Origin of the sequence: Streptomyces sp. NPDC007025, from assembly GCF_042869455.1 — a bacterium.
Classification (GTDB): domain Bacteria; phylum Actinomycetota; class Actinomycetes; order Streptomycetales; family Streptomycetaceae; genus Streptomyces.
The window spans coordinates 287,525-303,718 of sequence record NZ_JBIAFT010000006.1 but is presented as its reverse complement, the minus strand read 5'-3'; the positions used below and the strand labels follow the sequence as shown (position 1 = coordinate 303,718).

Sequence of the window (16,194 nt, the reverse complement as noted above, 5' to 3'; positions counted from 1 at the left end):
CACACTAACGCTCCTGATCGTAGGTGCTGCCGGGGCCGAAGCCCTGTCGGTCATTCTGGTTGCCGTCGCCCGCGGTACGTCCCTGACGGACGCCGCGGTGCAGGTTGCTCAGTCTTCCGCGCACGTCCTCGGGCGCCCGGGAGACCGCGGGAGTACCCTGCGAGTTCTCCTCCGCCGCGCCCGCGACCAGGTTGGCCCTGGGCACCCTGCGCGGCAGTCCGGACGAGGTGACGCCGCCGGACTGCGGGGCGCGCAACTGGCCCGCCCTGCTCCAGCGTTCGTCGTTCTCGCTCCACCGGTGGGTTCCGGATCCCTCCTGCGACGGCTGCCCGGCCGACTCCTCGGCCGGGGCTTCCCAGCCCTGGGCCGGAGCCTGCTGCTGGGCCGCCGGTGCTCCGTCCTGCTGCCGCTCCGCGTCCCGGCGCGGGAGGCCCGCGTCGGTCGTGGTGCTCCAGTTGTCGGGGAGGGAAACCGGACGGTCGAAACCTACACGGTCAGCATCCCCGTGGGGAACGCCAGGTGCGGATTCCGCTTCCGGCCAGCGGGAGAGGTACTGGCCGTCGTGGCCTGGCTGTTGGGCCGGAAGCTGCTGATCCGCATAGGCTCCGGTGCCGTCCTGCGCGGACTCGTGGGGACGCCCGGCGGCAGGCGGCGCGTAGGGCTGCACGTAGCCCTGGTCGTACGCCTCCGGGTAGCCGCCGGTGTACTGCTGGGCGGCGATCTCGCCGCTCTGCTCGTACCCGGGCCGGTACGGTGCGCCGTCCTGCTGCTGATAGGGGGCGTACTGCCCCTGGCCACCGGGCTGCCCCTGCGGATAGACGTCCTGCCGGGGCTGCTCGGGCTGCTGCGGCGCCTCGATGGCCGGCCGGCGCTGCTCGTGGAGCCCGGAACGGTCGTCGGAGCCCGGCAGCCGTGCCTGGTTCCCGGAGCCGTAGCGCGAATCGTCGAAGCCGAGCTCGGCGGCCGAGCGGGCGCCCTCCACGCTGTTCGGGCCGCGCGGATGCTCGGGGACGATCCGGGAGACGGTGAAGTCCTCCTCGGGACCCTCCTCGCCGCCACCGCCATGGGTGATGGCGTCGGGAAGCATCACCAGCGAGGTGGTGCCCGCCTGCTCGCCGGAGGGGCGCAGCTGGACGCGGATACCGTGCCGGTCCGCGAGGCGGCCGACCACGAACAGACCCATGCGCTGGGAGACGGCGGCGTCGACCGTCGGCGGATTGGCCAGCTTGTGGTTGAGATCCGCGAAGTCCTCGGCGGTCAGACCGATGCCCTTGTCGTGGATCTCGATCATCATCCGGCCGTCCGGCAGCCGGGTGGCGGTCACCCGCACCTTGCTCTGCGGCGAGGAGAACGACGCGGCGTTCTCCAACAGCTCGGCGAGCAGGTGGACCAGGTCGTTGACGACCTGCCCGTGGATCTCCGTCTCCGGGATGCCGCTGATCTCGATACGTTCGTAGTGCTCCACCTCGGAGGAGGCGGCACGCAGGATGTCGACCAGCGGCACCGGCTCCGTCCACCGGCGGCCGGGCTCCTCACCGGCGAGCACCAGCAGGTTCTCGCCGTTGCGCCGCATACGGGTGGACAGGTGGTCCATCCGGAACAGCTTCTCGAGCTGGTCCGGGTCCGCCTCGCTGTTCTCCATCTCCGTCACCAGCTCGAGCTGGCGTTCGATGAGGCCCTGGTTGCGGCGGGAGAGGTTGGTGAAGATCGCGTTGACGTTGCCGCGCAGCAGTGCCTGCTCGGCGGCCAGCCGCACGGCCTCCCGGTGCACCTGGTCGAAGGCGCGGGCCACCTCGCCGATCTCGTCGCGGCTGGTGATCGGAATCGGCTGCACGCGGGTGTCCACGCGGCCGGGTTCGGTGCGCGAGAGCTGGTCGACCAGCATCGGCAGCCGCTGCTGGGCGACGTCGAAGGCCGCGGTGCGCAGCGCGCGCATGCTCTGGCTCATCGAGCGGGCCATCCGCCCGGCGATGATGAACGCGAACAGCAGGGCGACCAGCACGATCGCCGAGTTCACCAGCGCGTTCCGACGCGCGTCGGAGGCGATCTCCTCGGTGTCGGCGACCGCGTCCCGGGTCAGCTTCGACTCGACCGCGCGGTAGGCGTCGAAGGTGCCGGTGGCGGTCTCGAAATAGCTCTCGGTGGTGATGCCCTTGGCGCGCAGCTCACGCGGCCCGGCACCGGAGCCGATGGCCTTGACCATCTTGGCCATGGAGGGCGGGGCCACGAACTTCTCGCCCTTGGCCGCGGCGTGCTCACGCGCCGCCTCCACCTGCCGGCGGCCCGCCTCCTCGGCCTTGGCGGACTCCTGCTTGAGCAGCTTCACGTCCTCGGGGCGGCCACCGGAGGTGTACTCACCCAGCGCGATGCGCTCCAGGTAGTGGTACGAGGCCAGCGCGGTCGTCTGGGCCTCCTTGTCCGCGCGGGTGGGACCCGGCTCGACCATCAGATGGGTGCCCAGGCCGCGCTGCAGCGACTCGGCAGCCTTGGCCAGCGAGATGGCGTAGACCGTCCGGCCGAAGGAGGTGACGTTGCCGGTGCCCAGCCCCAGTTCGTTGGCGAACTCCATCAGGGGGTGCTGGATGGTGACGTAGCCCTCTTCGGTCTCCACGCCGCTCATGTCCTCGGAGTACGCGGTCTCGCGCAGCACCGGCAGCCGCGGCTCCACCTTCTCGAACGCGGCGAGCCGGCGCTTGAGACCCGGATTGTCCGGGAGGTGCGAGGCCGCCTTCTTGAACTCCTCGGCGGCCCGGTCGGTCGCGGCGCGGGCCTTGCGGACCGCGGGGTCGTCCCGGTCCCCCCGCAGCAAGGGCTCGGCGGTGCGGTCCCGCTCGTCGATGAGGGCGTTGCCGTAATTCGCCGCCGCTTCCACCAGTTCCGCCGTACGCTGGGCCTCCTTGGCGTCCTGCCAGGCGGAGATGTCGGATTCGACCTTGAAGCCGCCGAAGACGAGGGCCACGAGCACGGGTATGAGCAGGATCGCGTTCAGCCGGGTGGGAACGCGCCAGTTCCGCGCCTGCCATCTGCCGCCGCTCCCGGTTGCGGGCGGCGGCTGGGAGGCCGAGGCATCCGGGCCGCGCGACGTGGCGGAGCGCTGCGGCGGAGTGAAGTTACCCCGCGATTCCGCAGTGCCCTGCCGTGCGGAACCCTGTGCCGGTCCCGACGTACCCCTGGTCGTTCGCCTCACTCGACTTCTCACCTCTCGGTGCGCGGCGCCCCCTGACAGCCTGCGCCAGCGCTACTGCTGAGTTCAGGGAATTCCAGCACGTCACGACCGCTCCCTCCAAACAGTTGGCGCATTACGGAGGGCGAGGGAGAACGCGGATTGCGGCCCGCGGAAAAACGGGCATTGGGGCCGTGCAGCGCCAAATGGCCCGGGATTCGTGCGCAGAGTGAGACGCTCCGCGCGCCCGGCGTGTTCACACGGCCGTAATTCTCTGTCGAAACGTTATGAACGTGAGGCCGTCACGGTTCCCGGGCATGGCGAAAAACACAGCCTTCCCGGGATACCGGTCGTACGATGCCCCACCCCGATCGGGCGGGCGCGGCGCGCTACTTGAGGCGGGCGAGCAGCGCGTGCTCCACCAGGGTGATCAGCCCGCTCTTCGCCTCGGCGCGGTGCCGCGCGTCGGTGGTGATGATCGGGGTGTCGGGGCCGATCTGGAGGGCTTCGCGGACCTCTTCGGGCGCGTAGGGCTGGTGCCCGTCGAACCCGTTGAGCGCGATCACGAACGGCAGTCCGCTGTTCTCGAAGTAGTCCACCGCCGGGAAGCAGTCCGCCAGCCGGCGGGTGTCCACCAGCACCACCGCGCCGATCGCACCCCGCACCAGGTCGTCCCACATGAACCAGAACCGGTCCTGACCCGGCGTACCGAACAGATACAGGATCAGGTCGTCGTCCAGGGTGATCCGGCCGAAGTCCATCGCCACCGTCGTGGTGGTCTTCCCCCCGGTGTGGGTCAGATCGTCGATACCGGCCGAGGCAGAGGTCATCACAGCCTCGGTGCGCAGCGGGTTGATCTCCGAGACCGCACCGACGAAGGTCGTCTTGCCCACGCCGAAACCGCCGGCCACCACGATCTTCGCGGAGGTCGTCGACCGCCCGGAGGCGGGCGTCCCGTACCCCTGCTGGCCGGCCTGTCCCATGGAACCCATCGGCCCGACCGGCGGGGCCGGCTGCCGCCCGGCGGGGTCCATCTGCGGGCTAGAGCTTACGAAGTCCACTGAGCACCCTTTCCAGCAACGTCACATCGGGGGCACCGCCCGGGTCCGAGGAGCTGCCGGGCTGGTGGATGGCCACCATCCCGGCCTCGGCGAGGTCGGCGACGAGAATGCGGGCCACCCCCAGCGGGATGGCGAGCAGCGCGGAGATCTCCGCGACCGACTTGACCTCCCGGCACAGGTGGCAGATCCGCTGGTGCTCGGGGAGCAGCCCCTGCAGCTGCATCGGATCCGCGGTGCTGCTCACCAGCGCCTCGATGGCGAGCTGGTAGCGCGGCCGGGTACGGCCGCCCGTCATGGCGTACGGACGCACCAGAGGCTGGTCGCCCTCTCCTCCGTACGGCGCATGCGCGTTGTGCGCACCGTACGGATCGTGCGAAGCGGGCGGCGGGGTCATGGCTCCTCCGAGCGAGGCATGGGGTCGGCGAACGGACTGTGGTGCTCAGGTGGGGGGAGCGTGATGATCAGTTGAGAATGCTTCCCTGGAGTTCCGCGCGCACGTCAGGAGTGAGTACGCTTCCAGCACGGTCCACCAAGAGAGCCATCTCGTAGCCGATGAGGCCGATGTCTGCCTCCGGGTGGGCGAGGACGGCCAGTGAAGAGCCGTCGGAGATGGACATGATGAAGAGGAAACCCTTCTCCATCTCCACAACCGTCTGGTTGACGCTGCCGCCCTCGAAGATGCGCGAGGCACCTGCCGTCAGCGAGGTGAGTCCCGACGCGACCGCCGCCAACTGATCGGCACGATCCCGTGGGAAGCCCTCCGACATGGCCAGAAGCAGGCCGTCGGCGGAGACCACCACCGTGTGCGACACCCCTGGGGTGTTCTCCACGAAGTTGGTGATCAACCAGTTCAGATTCTGCGCAGCCTGGCTCATCGGACTCAACTAGCGCTCCTGCTGATAGGTGGGACCTGCGCCACGGGTGTCCGTGCCGGCCTGTCGGCCCTGCTGGATACCGCGGCGGAGATTGGTCAGCCGACCGCGCACGTCGTCCGGCGCGCGGGAGACCTGGGGACCGGCCTGTGCCGAGGACTGCTGCTGCGCGGTGCCCGCGACCAGGTTGGCGCGGGGCACACGACGCGGCAGACCCGAGGTGGTGACCCCGCCGGCTGCGGGCTGGCGGAGCTGTTCGGCACGCCGCCAGCGCTCGTCGTTGGGTGAGGCACCCCAGCTTTCGTCGGCGGCCGGGCCGCCCTGGCCCGCGCCGCCGGGGGCGCCCGGGGCGGCCTGGCGCTGGGGCAGCGGGGATTCCGCCGGGGCGGGCTGCGCGGGGCCCTGCTGCTGGGCCGGCCACTGGCCGGTGCCGTCGGCCGGGCCGGCGCCGGGCGCCTGCTGGGGCATCGGCTGCTGCGGCGCGGACTGGCCGGGGCCGCGGAACCAGTTGGACTCCATGGACGCAAAAATCGGCGTCGGGGCGTCCGCGGGGGCCGGAGGGCCGGAGGGTATGCCGTCGCCGGACGCGGCTCCGGGCTGCCCGTGGGGGATGCCCTGGCCCGCCGGGCCCGGAGCGGCTCCGGGGTATCCCGGGCGGGCGTACTCGCCGGTGCCCTCGGGCTCGTCGTGGCCGCGCGGGGTGTCCTCGTCTCCTGGCCCCTGCTCGGGCCGTGCCCAGCTCGGGCGGTTCTGCTCGAAGTCCGAGGGACGCTCGCCCGGGGCGTCCCCGAAGGGCGCCTGCGGGAACGCGGCCGGGCCACCGGAACCGCCGCCGGGGCGGGCGAACTGGCCGGTGTGGCCCAGGCCGTCGGGGCCGCCGATCTGCGGGAACTGGCCCGTGCTGCCGGGACCCGCCTGGGGGCCGCCGGGCTGCGGGAACTGACCGGTGTCGGCGGGACCGTCCGGCGCGATCCGCGGAATCTCGCTCGTGCTCCCCGGACCGTCCTGCGGACCCCCCGGACGCGCGAACCCGCCCGTGTCGGCGGGACTTCCCGACTGCGGCAGCGCGAACTGCCCGGTACCCGGTCCCTGCGCGGCCGAGGGGCCCGCGGGGCCGCCGGGGAGTTCGGCGGCGGGGCCGCCCTGGTCGTCCCGGGGTGCGGACGGCGTGGCGCCGCGGTCCGGGCCGGCCGGGGCCTGCCCGGGACGGCCCGGGTCGGGCGGAGCGCCGAAGAAGTCGACGGCGCTGCCGCCGGAGCCGGGCTGGGGACGGTTGGCGTCCCGGGCGGGGAGTGCGGGCCGGGCACCGCCGGTGTCCTGACCGCGCGGCGGCAGCGCGTCCATCCGGGCCGGCTCACCGGTGCCGAGGGCCGGACCGGGGCCGGGGCCCTGGCCGAGGCCGGGAGCACCCGGGCCACCGGGGGCACCGCTCTGCGGCCCGCGCTGGAGCGCCGCCGCGAGGTTGCCGCCCTTGCTGCCGCCCCGGGTCTGCGGAGGCGGCGGACCTCCCTGGCCGCCGGGCATGCCGACTCCCGGACGGCCCTTGGCGCCCTGGCCACCGCCCTGCGCGACGTCGACGGGGAGCATGACCAGCGCGGTCGTGCCCCCGGAGTCGGAGGGCCGCAGCTGGATGCGGATGCCGTGCCGCAGGGACAGCCGGCCGACCACGAACAGACCCATCCGGCGGGAGACGGAGACGTCCACCGTCGGCGGATTGGCCAGCCGCTCATTGATCGCGGACAGATCCTCGGGCGACAGTCCGATGCCGGTGTCATGGATCTCGACGAGGACGCGGCCGTCGGGCAGTGCGTGACCGGTGACCTTGACCTTGGTCTGCGGGGAGGAGAACGAGGTGGCGTTCTCCAGCAGCTCGGCGAGCAGGTGGACGAGGTCGTTGACGACCCGGCCGGCGACCTCGGTGGCGGGGACCGCGTTCAGCTCGATGCGTTCGTACTGCTCCACCTCCGAGGCGGCCGCGCGGAGCACGTCGACCAGCGGCACGGGGCGGGTCCAGCGGCGGCCCGGCTCCTCGCCGGCGAGCACCAGCAGGTTCTCGCCGTTGCGCCGCATGCGGGTGGCGAGGTGGTCGAGCTTGAAGAGCGAGGAGAGCTGGTCCGGGTCGGCCTCGCGGGACTCCAGTTCGGAGATGAGCGAGAGCTGGCGCTGGATCAGGCTCTGGCTGCGCCGCGAGAGGTTGGTGAACATCGCGTTGACGTTCCCCCGCAGCAGCGCCTGCTCACCGGCGAGGCGGACGGCCTCCCGGTGGACGTCGTCGAAGGCCGCGGCCACCTTGCCGATCTCGTCCCGGCTGTGCACGCCGACGGACTCGACGGAGGTGTCCACGTCCTGCGGCTCGGCCTCGGACATCTGCTTGACCAGCTCGGGCAGCCGCTTGCGGGCCACGTCCTGGGCGGTGTCCTGGAGGCGGCGCAGCGAGCGGACCATGGAGCGGGCGACGACGAACGCGCCTACCAGCGAGATGCCCAGCACGAGCAGGATGAGCGCACCGCTGATGAACGCCTCGCGCTGGGCTTCGGAGCGCAGCTCGCGCGCCTGCTGCTCCATCTTCTCCAGCAGCGTGCGTTCGATCTTCTCCATGCTGACGATCTTGGAAGCGTCCTGGTCCATCCAGTCGACGTAGGTGCGCTTCTGCTTCCTGATCGCATCCGGGCTGTGCAGCATCCGGTCGCGGTAGTTGTCGGCCAGCCGGACGTTGACGTCGCCGCCGCTGATCGGCTTGAGGAGGGTGTCGGCGGCCTTGTCGCCGTAGACCTTGCCGAAGCTGTCCAGCTCGGCGTCCTCACTGTCGGTCGCGGTCCGGGCGTAGAGCCGGTCGTTCTCGGAGAGCTTGGGGCTGGGCTGATGTGCCAGTCCGGCGGAGATGATCGCACGCTGCATGGAGGCGTACTCCTTGGCGCTGGAGAAGGCGGCCAGCGCGCGGGTGCTGCGGATCATCTCCGAATTGCTCGTCGCCTGCGCCATGTCCTGGGAGAGGGAGAGCAGCGAGTCGATCACCTGGTTGTAGGCGTTGACCGTCTGGGAGACGTTGTCGGGGTTCTCGTAGGCGCGTTCGCGGATCGTGTTGATCGCCTGGAGCTGGCGGACGATGTCCAGGACGGTGGACTGGATGCCCGCCATCGCCTCGTCGCTGCCGTCGATGTCGGCAGTGGCCTTCTGGAAGGAGCGGAACGCCTTGTCGGTCTGCTCCCGGGGGGCGACGACATTGTCGTCCTTCTCGTCACCGGTGCTCACCAGCGGACCGGCGGACTTGTCCCGCTCGTCCTGGAGCTTCGCCGCCAGGTTGGTGGCCTGCTCCGTCATCTCGGTGAGGAGCTTCATGTTGTCGAGCTGGTCGACGTTCTGCAGCGAGCTGGAGATCCGCATCCCGCCGAGCGTGGTGGCGGCGATGACGGGGAGCGCGAGGAGGGAGACCAGGCGGGTGCTGATGCGCCAGTTGCGCAGGGCGACCCGGGGGCCGAGGTCGGGACCGCCCTCGACGGGGCCCTGGGCCTGGTTCCCGGCGTTCCCGCCGCTCTCGGCGTCTCCGACGTTTCCGCTGTCGCCCTTGGCCGGCTTGCCGCCCTTGGGCGCCTTGCCGGTCTTCCCCTTCTTCCCGGCTCCCTTGGCGGTGCTCACCCGCCCGCCGACGGGCGCGCCCTGCTCACCGCCCGCGGTCCCGCCGTCCTCGGCGCGCTGCGTCCGGGACCCGTGGTCGGCCGAGCCGTGCGCCTCCGGGGCTCCCTCAGCGCTGCCATCCCTCTTGAAACGTCCCTGCACTAGCGTCGCAACCTCTGGACCAGGCGTCCCCCCGCTCGCGACGGGCGGGACGGTATCGAGTCGTGGGGGTCCGAGGCCCCCATGGCGGTCGTGATGACCGGCGCGTCCCCTCATCACCGTCGCGCGGCGCCGCTGCGTGTGCGCCCGACGCGCTCCGGTCTGTTTCGTCCTACGGCGGTCCGTGGAATTCCAGCACAGTGCAGGATCTCCAACAAGGTCTGTGGATAACCCTTGGGTGTCGATTACGGCGTGCGTTCGACCCGGTACTGAACGCGATATCCACGCCGCGAAATGCCGGATTTCTGCGGATCGGACCCACCGGTTCCGGTGCGAGCACAACACGCCCGTGCGCTCGGACCTACGGGCACATTGCCCCCTTGGCCCACCTGTGTCCGATTACGCATCCGGATTCAACGACTACTTATGTCCGTTTTGGTCACAGACCCGTGAGGAAAATCACAGGCCGGACGTTGCCTAGATCACGTTCCAGTGGGGAATGGCGGGCCTACCCTCGGCGTTTACATACCACGTTGAAATGACAAGCCGAGCGAGGTAAGGGCCCCAGTGAAGTCCACAGCGACCATGCGGAACATAGCGAACCCGCGGCGCACCACCCTGGCACACCTGAAGGACGCCGACCCGGTCGGCGACGCCGGCACCCTCGACGGCTCGGTGGGCGGACCCGCCGAGACCCCGGAGGCGCACGAAGCGGCAGCCGCACTGCCGGAGCGGACCGCCAATCCCCGCCGCACCACCCTGGTGGACGCCCCGGCGGGCTGATCCGCCGCCCCGCGCACCCGCACGAAGAACTGCGCAACCGCACGACGGCGCGTGCCGGAATCCTGTCCCGGGATTCCGGCACGCGCCGTCGTCGTCCCCGCGTGGCGGCTGCTCACGGAGCAGCGCGTGGAACGACGACTAGCCCTGCCAGCTGTGCGGGGCGCGGAAGCCGTGCTGGCGCTCCAGCCGGCGCCATCCCGCCTTGCTCGGGCGGCCGCGGCGGGCGGCGAACTGCGGCTCCCCGGCGCGGGTCGAGGCGGCGCGGGCGAGCAGCAGCGCGGTGACCGCGGCCAGTTCCTCCGCGTTGGCCCGCCCCTTCTCCACCCGCACGACGCTGTTCGCCTCGGCGGTCAGCGGACCCGTACTGCCAGGCTCCTTCAGGCTCTCGTTCATCTGTGCTCCCATCACTGCCGGATTGCTGTGCGGTTCCCAGGGCGCCGCCGCGGTGTGCACCGGCGCCCGCTGGGTCACTGCGGGGGGTTGCCGTGCTTGCGTGACGGCAGGTCTGCGTGCTTGCTGCGCAGCATCGCCAGGGACCGTACGAGCACCTCGCGGGTCTCGACCGGGTCGATGACGTCGTCCACCAGGCCGCGCTCGGCGGCGTAGTAGGGGTGCATCAGCTCGGCCTTGTACTCCTTGACCATGCGGGTGCGCATGGCCTCGGGGTCGTCGGCCGCGGCGATCTGCTTGCGGAAGATGACGTTGGCGGCGCCCTCGGCGCCCATCACCGCGATCTCGTTGGTCGGCCAGGCGAACGTCAGGTCGGCGCCGATGGACTGGCTGTCCATCACGATGTAGGCCCCGCCGTACGCCTTGCGCAGGACGACGGAGATACGCGGCACGGTGGCGTTGCAGTAGGCGTACAGCAGCTTGGCGCCGTGCCGGATGATGCCGCCGTGCTCCTGGTCGACGCCGGGGAGGAAGCCGGGGACGTCCAGCAGGGTGAGGATCGGGATGTTGAAAGCGTCGCACATCTGCACGAAGCGGGCCGCCTTCTCGCTGGCCTCGATGTCCAGCACGCCGGCGAGCGACTGCGGCTGGTTGGCGACGATGCCGACGACCTCGCCGTCCATCCGTGCCAGGGTGCAGATGATGTTGGTCGCCCAGCGCTCGTGCACCTCCAGGAAGTCGCCGTCGTCGACGAGTTCCTCGATCACCTTGCGCATGTCGTACGGGCGGTTGCCGTCGGCGGGCACCAGGTCCAGCAGGGCTTCACCGCGCCGGTCGGCCGGGTCGTCCGTGGGCTCGGAGGGCGGGTTCTCCCGGTTGTTCTGCGGCAGCAGCGAGAGGAGGTAGCGCACCTCCTCCAGGCAGGTCTCCTCGTCGTCGTAGGCGAAGTGCGCCACGCCGGAGGTCGCCGCGTGCACATCGGCGCCGCCCAGACCGTCCTGGCTCACCTCGGCCCCGGTCACCGCCTGGACCACGTCGGGCCCGGTGATGAACATCTGCGAGGTGTCGCGGACCATGAAGACGAAGTCGGTCAGCGCCGGGCTGTAGGCGGCGCCGCCCGCGCACGGGCCGAGCATCACGCTGATCTGCGGGATGACCCCGGACGCCTTGGTGTTGCGCTGGAAGATGCCGCCGTAGCCGGCCAGCGCCGCGACACCCTCCTGGATGCGGGCGCCGGCGCCGTCGTTGAGGGAGACCAGCGGGGCACCTGCCGCGATGGCCTTGTCCATCAGCTTGTGGATCTTGGTGGCGTGGGCCTCGCCCAGCGCGCCGCCGAAGATCCGGAAGTCGTGCGCGTAGACGAAGACGGTCCGGCCGTGCACGGTGCCCCAGCCGGTGATCACACCGTCGGTGTAGGGCTTCTTCTCCTCCAGGCCGAAGCCCGTGGCGCGGTGCCGGCGCAGCGGCTCGATCTCGCGGAAGCTGCCCTCGTCCAGGAGCAGTTCGATCCGCTCGCGGGCGGTCAGCTTGCCTTTCGCGTGCTGGGCCTCGGTCGCCCGCCCGCTGGGGCCTCGGTGCGCCTGCGCACGGATCGCGTGCAGTTCGGCGACACGGCCGCGCGTGTCCTGCGCCGGAACGGAACCGGGCGAACCGGGCGGGGCCTGCTCGGCCTGGGGCGACGGCTGGGACAGATCGGTCATGTATAGACCCTACGAAACCCGGGCGCCGATCACCGTCGTCAGATTCGTACAGTCTCCGTGGCGTTTTCATGGCAGCGCTGGACAGAACCTTGCCGTAGCGCGGCCGGTGAGCAGGGAACTCTCCCATGCCCGGACTGGCGTGCTGTGGAGTCCCCACAGCTTCCCGACCGGCGGTTCTGCCGCCCGGCCGGGGCCGCCGGGCGCCCGGCGCGCCCGGCGCGCCCGGCGGAACGGGGTCAGGGCCGCGGCGCGACCGCTGCCGGGCCCCGGTCGCGCGCCGTCGCTCCCGGCGCATCCGGCGCATCCGCCGTGGACGGCCCGCCGGGGGCGGCGGCGCCCAGGCCGGCCGCCGCCCGGCCCTCCGCCAGGAGGAGGAACGCAGTGGCCGACACGGCGGCCGAGAGGAGGAAGCTGAGGTCGAACCCGCCCAGGTGCGGGACGAGCGGGCCGGTGTAGAGAGGCGTGTCGACGGCCAGCAGTCCGACAGCGGAACCGACGGCCCAGGCCAGCGCGGCTCGCAGGTGCCAGCCCGCGGTGTACCAGTAGCGGCCGCCCACCGAGCGTCGGTTGAGGACCTGCAGCGCCTCCGCGTCGTAGCTCCCCCGGCAGCGCGCGTGCCCGATCAGGACGATCACCGCCCAGGGGGTCCCCACGGCGGTGAGCAGCAGCACGAACGAGGTCATCGCGTCCTGCGCGTCCCAGACGAAGTGGCCGAGGAAGACGAGGGCGGTCGCCAGGGCCGCCACGGTGTAGGTGGCCCGGGTGCGGGTGGTGCGGGGGAGGATGGCGTCCAGGTCGAGCCCCATCGAGTAGAGCATCAGTCCGGCGTTGCCGACGGAGCCGAACGAGGCCGCGAGCAGCAGCGGCACCAGGAACCAGAACGGCGCCTCCCGCACGAGCGGTCCCGCGTAGTCGGTGGCCGCACCGACGGCGACCGCGGTGAACGTGCCGAAGAGCTGGGGGATCAGCAGCCCGGCCACGAGTCCGACGCAGGTGGTGAGGTAGACCCGGCGGGAGGAGTGGCGGGCCGGTGACATGTAGCGGGTGTAGTCGCCCAGCAGGGTGATGAAGGCGATCGGACCGCTGAGTCCGGCCGCCACGACCGACAGCAGCCAGGTCGTCCAGAAGTCGCCGAGCAGGTACGAGGTGCCGACGGGCGCCTGGGTGGTGAAGTGCGGCGCGTAGGCGAACACCCCGACGATCAGCAGCGCGGTCATGCCGAGGGCGAGGACGCGGCTCAGCCGCAGCAGCAGCTTGTAGCCGTAGACGGCGCACCCGGCGGTGCACACGGCGAGCACTGCGTAGACGAGCGCGTATCCGGCCGCCGAGTCCGGCAGGCCGAAGAGCCGGGCGAGTGAGCCGACCATGGCGTCGCCGCCGACCCACAGGGTGAGCGCGGTGTAGCCGAGCGAGAGCAGCAGCCCGATCGCGGAGCCCAGCAGCCTGCCGCGCACTCCGAACTGGGCGCCACTGCTGGTCGAGAGGTTGGTCGCGGTGCGCAGCGAGACCAGCGCGAGCGGGGCGACGAGCACCGTGCCGACCAGGGTTCCGGCCACCAGCGAGGTGACGGCGGGCCAGAAGCCGAGTCCGAAGGAGACCGGCAGCCAGCCGAAGATGACGACGCCGAGCGCCAGATTCGATCCGATGAGGAAGCTCACGATGTCGCGGGGACTGCTGGTGCGTTCCGCTTCGGGGATGACATCGACGCCGTGCTGCTCGATCTGCATGGTGCTCCCTGGAGGGTCCTGGCATTGGTTTGAGCAACGCTCAATCTGATACATCCCAAGCCACCCGGTCAATGATCGATGCAGAGACTTGACTATTTGAGTGCTGCTCTAAATGCTGGCCGGATACAGGTGACGTCCGGCACGGCCGGCGTCATGCACCACGACCGGAAGGTGGGGAGAGCGTGCGGCTGGGTCCGACCGAACGAGACCGCCTGCTGATATTCGGCACGGCCGAGCTGGCGCGGGCCAGGCGGGCCCGAGGGCTGCGGCTGAACGTGCCGGAGGCCACGGCGCTGATCGCCGACACCGTCTGCGAGGCGGCCCGCGACGGGCTCCGGCTCGCCGAGGCCATCGCGGCCGGCCGCGCCGCGCTGGGCCCCGAGGACGTGCTGCCCGGCGTGGCCGACATGCTGACCGAGATCCAGGTGGAGGCCGTCTTCGAGGACGGCTCCCGGCTGGCCGTGCTCCCCTTCCCGCTCCGCTCCCCCGGCGCCGGTGCCGGTGACTCCACCGGCACCGGCGCCCCGGCCGGGCACCGCACCGGAGCCCCGGACGGAGCGGGCGCGGACGCGGCCCCCGGCGCCGTGCTGCCCGCCGGGCCGGACGAGGGCACCGACGCCGCCTACGCGCCGCGACCGGCCGCGCTGTCGCTGACCGTGCGCAACACCGCGGCGGTACCGGTCAGCGTGACCTCGCACTTCCACTTCTTCGAAGCCAATCCGCGGCTGGAGTTCGACCGTGCCACCGCCTACGGCATGCGGCTCGCGGTCCCGGCCGGTTCCTCGGTGCGCTTCGATCCGGGCGGTATCCGCACGGTGGAGCTGGTGCCGCTGGGTGGCGACCGGATCGCCATCGGTTTCGCCGGCCTGGTGGACGGGCCGCTGGACGCGCCCGGGGCCCGCGCTGAGGCGCTGCGGCGCGCGGCGGCCTGCGGATATCTGGGCGCGGCCGACTCCGAGGCGCGCCGCGAGGAGGGAGAGGCATGAGCGGGGACGCACGCGAGTACGCGGCGGTGCACGGACCGCGGCAGGGCGACCGGGTGCGGCTGGGCGACACCGGACTCGTCGTCCGGGTCGAGTCCGACTCCCAGCAGCCGGGGGACGAATTCCTGGCCGGGTTCGGCAAGACGGCCCGGGACGGGCTGCATCTCAAGGCGGCCGCCGTCCGCGAGACGTGCGACGTGGTGATCAGCAACGTGCTGGTGATCGACGCCGTGCAGGGCATCCGGAAGGTGTCGATCGGGATCCGGGAGGGCCGGATCCACGCGATCGGACGCGCGGGCAACCCGGACACCGTCGACGGTGTGGACGTCGTCGTGGGCACCGGCACCTCGATCGTCTCCGGCGAGGGGCTGATCGCCACCGCCGGCGCCGTGGACACCCATGTCCACCTGCTCTCCCCGCGCATCATGGAGGCGTCCCTGTCGTCCGGCACCACGACGATCATCGGCCAGGAGTTCGGCCCGGTGTGGGGGGTGGGGGTCAACTCGCCCTGGGCGCTGCGGCACGCCTTCTCCGCGTTCGACGCCTGGCCGGTCAACATCGGCTTTCTGGGCCGCGGCTCCTCCTCGCATCCCGCGCCGCTGGTGGAGGCGCTCGCCGAGGGCGGTGCCTGCGGCTTCAAGGTGCACGAGGACATGGGGGCGCACCATCGGGCGCTGGACACCGCGCTGCGGGTGGCCGAGGAGTACGACGTCCAGGTCGCGCTGCACAGCGACGGGCTGAACGAGGCGCTGGCCGTCGAGGACACCCTCGCCGTGCTGGAAGGGCGCACCATCCACGCGTTCCACATCGAGGGCTGCGGCGGCGGCCACGTCCCGAACGTGCTGCGGATGGCGGGCGTGCCCAACGTCATCGGCTCCTCGACCAATCCCACACTGCCCTTCGGCCGGGACGCGGTCGCCGAGCACTACGGCATGATCGTCTCGGTGCACGACCTGAAGACGGACCTGCCCGGCGACGCGGCCATGGCCCGCGACCGGATCCGCGCGGGCACCATGGGCGCCGAGGACGTCCTGCACGACCTGGGCGCCATCGGCGTCACCTCCTCCGATGCGCAGGGCATGGGACGCGCGGGCGAGACCGTGCGGCGCACCTTCCAGATGGCGGCCAAGCTCAAGGCCGAACGCGGACCGCTGGCGGACTGCGCGACGGTCCCCGGCGCCGGTACCGGGGACGCCGATGACGCCGATGACAACGCACGCGTGCTGCGCTACATCGCCAAGCTCACCCTCAACCCGGCCCTGGCGCACGGCCTCGCGCACGAGATCGGCTCGCTGGAGCCGGGCAAGATGGCGGACATCGTGCTGTGGCACCCCGCCTACTTCGGTGCCAAGCCGCAGCTCGTCCTCAAGTCCGGCTTTCCCGCCTGGGGTGTCACCGGCGACCCCAACGCGGCGACCGACACCAGCGAACCGCTGGTGCTGGGACCGCAGTTCGGGGCGCACGGGGCGGCGCCCGCCGAGTTGTCCGTCGCCTTCGTCTCCGCGGCCGCGGCCGAACGCGGCGCGGACACCCTGCCGACCCGCCGTCGCCGGGTCGCCGTGCGGGGCACCCGCGGAATCGGTCCGGCCGACCTGGTGCACAACGCCCGGCTGGGCTCGGTCGAGGTCGACCAGCACAGCGGGCTGGTGACGCTGGACGGTGAGCCGCTGCGCTCCGACCCGGCCGAGCGGGTCTCGCTCAACCGCCTCTACTTCCTCTGACCCTCCCTCCGGTCCTTCGT

General features: G+C 71.7%; 11 protein-coding genes. 3 read left to right on the top strand and 8 right to left on the bottom strand.

The window, feature by feature from the left end; all coding sequences use genetic code 11:
• Positions 1-4: 4 nt before the first annotated feature.
• From ACFYMO_RS14240 to ACFYMO_RS14220, 5 genes are all read right to left on the bottom strand, one after another.
• Positions 5-3,187 carry a nitrate- and nitrite sensing domain-containing protein gene (locus tag ACFYMO_RS14240; RefSeq protein ID WP_388546432.1) on the bottom strand — a complete coding sequence of 1,061 codons (3,183 nt, stop codon included), beginning with the start codon at positions 3,185-3,187 and terminating at the stop codon, positions 5-7.
• Between the two features lie 365 nt (positions 3,188-3,552).
• Positions 3,553-4,155: an ATP/GTP-binding protein gene (locus ACFYMO_RS14235; RefSeq protein ID WP_388546429.1), complete on the bottom strand. Its 603-nt coding sequence runs from the start codon at positions 4,153-4,155 to the stop codon at positions 3,553-3,555.
• A gap of 49 nt (positions 4,156-4,204) precedes the next feature.
• On the bottom strand, positions 4,205-4,618 hold the full coding sequence (locus ACFYMO_RS14230; protein ID WP_019355780.1) for a DUF742 domain-containing protein: 414 nt from the start codon (positions 4,616-4,618) through the stop codon (positions 4,205-4,207).
• A gap of 67 nt (positions 4,619-4,685) precedes the next feature.
• The gene (locus ACFYMO_RS14225; RefSeq protein WP_026004490.1) at positions 4,686-5,099 is read right to left on the bottom strand and encodes a roadblock/LC7 domain-containing protein; all 414 of its coding nucleotides are present in this window, start codon (positions 5,097-5,099) and stop codon (positions 4,686-4,688) included.
• Between the two features lie 9 nt (positions 5,100-5,108).
• Complete coding sequence (locus ACFYMO_RS14220) at positions 5,109-8,873, bottom strand: nitrate- and nitrite sensing domain-containing protein (protein ID WP_388546426.1); 3,765 nt, start codon at positions 8,871-8,873, stop codon at positions 5,109-5,111.
• Positions 8,874-9,437: 564 nt separating this feature from the next.
• On the opposite strand from ACFYMO_RS14220, the gene ACFYMO_RS14215 reads away from it, so the two are divergent.
• Positions 9,438-9,653 carry a hypothetical protein gene (locus ACFYMO_RS14215; protein WP_366770228.1) on the top strand — a complete coding sequence of 72 codons (216 nt, stop codon included), beginning with the start codon at positions 9,438-9,440 and terminating at the stop codon, positions 9,651-9,653.
• A gap of 138 nt (positions 9,654-9,791) precedes the next feature.
• Here ACFYMO_RS14215 and ACFYMO_RS14210 read toward each other — a convergent pair whose 3' ends face one another.
• From ACFYMO_RS14210 to ACFYMO_RS14200, 3 genes are all read right to left on the bottom strand, one after another.
• Complete coding sequence (locus tag ACFYMO_RS14210) at positions 9,792-10,046, bottom strand: acyl-CoA carboxylase epsilon subunit (protein ID WP_366770229.1); 255 nt, start codon at positions 10,044-10,046, stop codon at positions 9,792-9,794.
• Positions 10,047-10,120: 74 nt separating this feature from the next.
• The gene (locus ACFYMO_RS14205; protein ID WP_366770230.1) at positions 10,121-11,743 is read right to left on the bottom strand and encodes an acyl-CoA carboxylase subunit beta; all 1,623 of its coding nucleotides are present in this window, start codon (positions 11,741-11,743) and stop codon (positions 10,121-10,123) included.
• A gap of 236 nt (positions 11,744-11,979) precedes the next feature.
• On the bottom strand, positions 11,980-13,470 hold the full coding sequence (locus ACFYMO_RS14200) for a cytosine permease (RefSeq protein WP_388546422.1): 1,491 nt from the start codon (positions 13,468-13,470) through the stop codon (positions 11,980-11,982).
• A 182-nt stretch (positions 13,471-13,652) separates the two neighbouring features.
• On the opposite strand from ACFYMO_RS14200, the gene ureA reads away from it, so the two are divergent.
• Positions 13,653-14,456, top strand: coding sequence for an urease subunit gamma (gene ureA, locus ACFYMO_RS14195; RefSeq protein ID WP_366770232.1), 804 nt, complete (start codon positions 13,653-13,655; stop codon positions 14,454-14,456).
• Entirely contained in the window at positions 14,453-16,174 is a 1,722-nt protein-coding gene (locus ACFYMO_RS14190) for an urease subunit alpha (RefSeq protein ID WP_388546419.1), read from the top strand. The genes ureA and ACFYMO_RS14190 overlap by 4 nt, the downstream gene beginning before the upstream one ends.
• Positions 16,175-16,194: the final 20 nt, after the last annotated feature.

Bases quoted from the DNA above. Each gene is read 5' to 3' on its own strand.
- ACFYMO_RS14200 (WP_388546422.1), bottom strand. From the start codon at position 13,470: ATGCAGATCGAGCAGCACGGCGTCGATGTCATCCCCGAAGCGGAACGC.
- ACFYMO_RS14210 (WP_366770229.1), bottom strand. From the start codon at position 10,046: ATGAACGAGAGCCTGAAGGAGCCTGGCAGTACGGGTCCGCTGACCGCC.
- ACFYMO_RS14190 (WP_388546419.1), top strand. From the start codon at position 14,453: ATGAGCGGGGACGCACGCGAGTACGCGGCGGTGCACGGACCGCGGCAG.
- ACFYMO_RS14235 (WP_388546429.1), bottom strand. From the start codon at position 4,155: ATGGGTTCCATGGGACAGGCCGGCCAGCAGGGGTACGGGACGCCCGCC.
- ACFYMO_RS14205 (WP_366770230.1), bottom strand. From the start codon at position 11,743: ATGACCGATCTGTCCCAGCCGTCGCCCCAGGCCGAGCAGGCCCCGCCC.
- ACFYMO_RS14230 (WP_019355780.1), bottom strand. From the start codon at position 4,618: ATGACCCCGCCGCCCGCTTCGCACGATCCGTACGGTGCGCACAACGCG.
- ACFYMO_RS14225 (WP_026004490.1), bottom strand. From the start codon at position 5,099: ATGAGCCAGGCTGCGCAGAATCTGAACTGGTTGATCACCAACTTCGTG.